Below are 3013 nucleotides of genomic sequence, written 5' to 3'. Positions count from 1 at the left end.
GTGTATTCTCAGGCGAAGCTTGATGCCGTTGCCCGTCGATTGAACGAGCGGCCCCGGCAGACGTTGAACTTCGAAACGCCGGCCGAGCGATTCCAGCAATGTGTTGCAATGACCGGCTGAAGTCGCAGTCGAAAGCGGACGTCAAATTTGTTAGCTCCCCCTCACACTGATTCCGTCGATGGCCACGCCAATCCAGTCGGCAACAAGGGGCCGTAAAGATAGTGAAGGACGCGGCGCGGCAACGGGGAGAGTGGCTTACCGGACGAGTGGATCAGCAAGGGCCGCATGATCAATACACCGCCTCGCGGTACCACGCACTTGACCCTGTGCTCCGCGTGCTTGCTGACCGAGGCACTGGCGAGCCGCCCCAACACATGGCTTCCGGGAACAACCTCAAGCGGCCCCGTCTCGGACGCATTCGCGTCCAGTTGAAGTCGCACGGCAATCAGGTCTTCAAGGAACGCCGCCGGAGGTTGTGCAAACCAGAGGCTCTCCTTCCTCGACCAGCCACCCCACTCGGGGACATCAACGCGGTTGGCTACGGGAACACTCAGGTCCTGATGTGGCGTCACCGACCAGCTCACGCCATCTCCCTTTGCAAACAGGGAACACTGGACTGGACGATGCTGCTCACCAAGCAATCCCAGACCAAGAAGCCGCTGACGCAGTACATCAGCCGTATGGGCTATCACCTTGTAACCAAGAAGACCCCGAGACCCAGCCTTGGCTAGGTCTCGGCTTGAGATAGCTGCAATCAGCTCATCGCATGCCGCCAGCGATATGGCGTCTGGAAGGATGGTGAAGCCGTCTTCTTGAAACTTCACTTTACCCCCTTGAATCGCTTATGGGCTCAGCCGCTGTAGCACCAGAACAAAATGTCTGCTTCGGGTCGGAAGCGGACGGTTTAGATATCGTATCCGGCGTCATCGAGCTGAGCGCGCATTCGCACGGAAAACTCGATGATCTGCGCCTTGTTGAAATGGCAGTAGGTTGGCAGAGAGCTTTCCGGGACGTTCTGGGCCAGCGCTGCGCCGCATGCGATCACGTACCTAAGCTCGTCCGGTGATAGCCGGACGTCGATGGCCTCACTCATTGATTTCCCCTATTGCTTAGGTCCGTTTCGGGTCGAAAGTGGACATTTTGGCCCCTTGCAACAAGAGGGCTCGGCCGGCTCGATCGCGCTATCTTTAGGGCTTACCCGAGGCGCCAAAGATGAGGTTGCCGAGTCGCTCTCCAGCATCCTTATTCGGTACACCCAGAAAAATAGGATTCCTAATGGGTGCCCCGATAAGAGCAAGATCAATGCAACGACCACTTTTCTCAAGAATCACGGCCCTTCCGTGAGGTTTGCTCGAGAACGCATACAGTTCATCGGATCGCTTCTTATCTACGCCAATAGACAAGGCATAAGTCCCCATCGATGGCACCTCCCTTAAGTCGATTGACTCGACGTAAACGCCTGCCACGGCATATCTTCTGTCAGCACAGACTTTCGACGGGCCACTTTGTTGGATGGAAACATCCTTGAGCCAAAGCTCTGCCGACGACGGCGTCTCCTTGGAGCACTCCAGGTAGAGGGAAATTTTTCCATCATCAGCGGATCGCACCTCGGTGCTGGTTGCGAGTATTACCAATAGAACCATACCTAGCCATGACCGCATCGTGCTCTCCGTGGCAGTGCCCATTCAGTCATACGTTTTGAAGTGTGGTTTATGTCCGCTATGGGTCGGAAGCGGACACCTAGCCTGCGTTCTTTACAGCGGCTCACCCTTCCTCGCCGCGTACTCTATGAAGCGCCGAGGAAAGGCAACATCCAGTATGTCCTGAAGAAGGAACGCTCCCTTTTTTCGATCGCCTTGCTTGTAGGCTGCGAGCGAATCTTCAATCAGCTGATCGATCTGGTGAATCTTCGCCTCGTCCTTGACCTTCTTCGCGAGCAGAGCACGGCCACTTCGTAGCTCCTGAAAGGCGAGATCCGTGTCCTTTTCGAGATCTCCCCGGTATTCGCCAACCGCCGGAAACCCTCTCCCACAGCAAAGAACCATGGTCGAGATGTGCGCTCGCAGGTCCCCCGCACGTTCAAACTGCCGCTTCATACGCCCCCGGCTTGCTCGGCTACACCTTTTCAAATCTATCCGCTCGGGTCGCAAGCGGACCCTATAGCTAGACGAAACCAGCGTCCTTCAATTGGTCCCTCAGCGAGATCAGTTCACAATATAGGGCGCATTCTCGATTGCTAAGCGAGACACCTGCGTCGGCCAGAGCCAGCTATCGTCCTCCCACTCTAAGGGAGCTCCCGGCGGCCCAACTAGGACATCGGCGGCACCATCAACTGTCCGAACCTTTAGCATAAAGGTCGAAGATTCGAAGAATGCGAGGAATAGACGGCCGCCCCCCTTCGGATCGACGTCAAAATACTGGACGTCTCTTACCGGCACCAGGGAGTGCCGTAGACGAAAATCAGCCATCAACGGCGTCAGCTTGGCCTCAAAGCTACGGCCCTCGGGCGTCCCTATCTGACCTGCGCTCATTCTTCTCCCCTATTAGGTCGGCTCTGGGTCGGAAGCGGACCTTCTACTCGCGGCTAATCGCCGCCTCAAAGTACCTGTCTGCGTCGGCCATCGTCTCGACAACGGCGGGCGCTTCCGCAGTGCTCCAGAAAGGCAGGCGCCATTGCCGATCGTGTCCTTTCTTCAGAACGGAAGCCGACAATAGTCCGTCAGCCCGATTCACGACCACTGTCACCAGCTCCAGGTCCGGCAGGTAGCGCTCGAACAGCACCGAGTCGCCCTGACGAAGGGACAGATTCCAGATTCCCCCATACCTTTCTTCCCATGCCATGACGCCCCTTGCCCCCTTTGGGATTGCAGCCGAAATGTCCGTTCTGGGTCGGAAGCGGTCACTTGCTGTACTTGTGTATCAGCCCACCCACGATACCAACGAGTGCCCCACCCATCCAAAGATCGCGCAGTTGGGATACCTCGTCCTCGGAGTAGTAGACGACCACCCCGTG

The 3013-nt window shown here is 57.0% G+C and carries 5 protein-coding genes and 1 pseudogene; 1 reads left to right on the top strand and 5 read right to left on the bottom strand.

The features are described 5' to 3' along the window. Window positions 1–120: pseudogene (locus JHD67_RS21185) on the top strand (IS30 family transposase); the annotation flags it as partial. A gap of 41 nt (window positions 121–161) precedes the next feature. Here the strand turns inward: JHD67_RS21185 and JHD67_RS21180 are convergent. The 5 genes from JHD67_RS21180 to JHD67_RS21160 form a co-directional block, all read right to left on the bottom strand. Continuing rightward, a complete protein-coding gene (locus JHD67_RS21180; RefSeq protein ID WP_199101124.1) occupies window positions 162–824 on the bottom strand; it encodes a phytanoyl-CoA dioxygenase family protein in 663 nt (220 codons plus the stop codon). A gap of 80 nt (window positions 825–904) precedes the next feature. Next, a complete protein-coding gene (locus JHD67_RS21175) occupies window positions 905–1093 on the bottom strand; it encodes a hypothetical protein (RefSeq protein ID WP_199101123.1) in 189 nt (62 codons plus the stop codon). A 94-nt stretch (window positions 1094–1187) separates the two neighbouring features. After that, complete coding sequence (locus tag JHD67_RS21170; RefSeq protein WP_199101122.1) at window positions 1188–1661, bottom strand: hypothetical protein; 474 nt, start codon at window positions 1659–1661, stop codon at window positions 1188–1190. A gap of 93 nt (window positions 1662–1754) precedes the next feature. Next, the gene (locus JHD67_RS21165) at window positions 1755–2096 is read right to left on the bottom strand and encodes a hypothetical protein (protein WP_199101121.1); all 342 of its coding nucleotides are present in this window, start codon (window positions 2094–2096) and stop codon (window positions 1755–1757) included. A 478-nt stretch (window positions 2097–2574) separates the two neighbouring features. Then, window positions 2575–2841 carry a hypothetical protein gene (locus tag JHD67_RS21160; RefSeq protein WP_199101120.1) on the bottom strand — a complete coding sequence of 89 codons (267 nt, stop codon included), beginning with the start codon at window positions 2839–2841 and terminating at the stop codon, window positions 2575–2577. Window positions 2842–3013 lie beyond the last annotated feature (172 nt).

This window comes from Dyella sp. ASV21 (assembly GCF_016428975.1).
Taxonomy (GTDB): Bacteria; Pseudomonadota; Gammaproteobacteria; order Xanthomonadales; family Rhodanobacteraceae; genus Dyella.
This window is presented reverse-complemented; position numbering and strand designations above follow the sequence as displayed.

Coding starts and splice junctions, on each gene's coding strand:
- JHD67_RS21175 (WP_199101123.1), bottom strand. CDS start 1,093: ATGAGTGAGGCCATCGACGTCCGGCTATCACCGGACGAGCTTAGGTAC.
- JHD67_RS21160 (WP_199101120.1), bottom strand. CDS start 2,841: ATGGCATGGGAAGAAAGGTATGGGGGAATCTGGAATCTGTCCCTTCGT.
- JHD67_RS21165 (WP_199101121.1), bottom strand. CDS start 2,096: ATGAAGCGGCAGTTTGAACGTGCGGGGGACCTGCGAGCGCACATCTCG.
- JHD67_RS21170 (WP_199101122.1), bottom strand. CDS start 1,661: ATGCGGTCATGGCTAGGTATGGTTCTATTGGTAATACTCGCAACCAGC.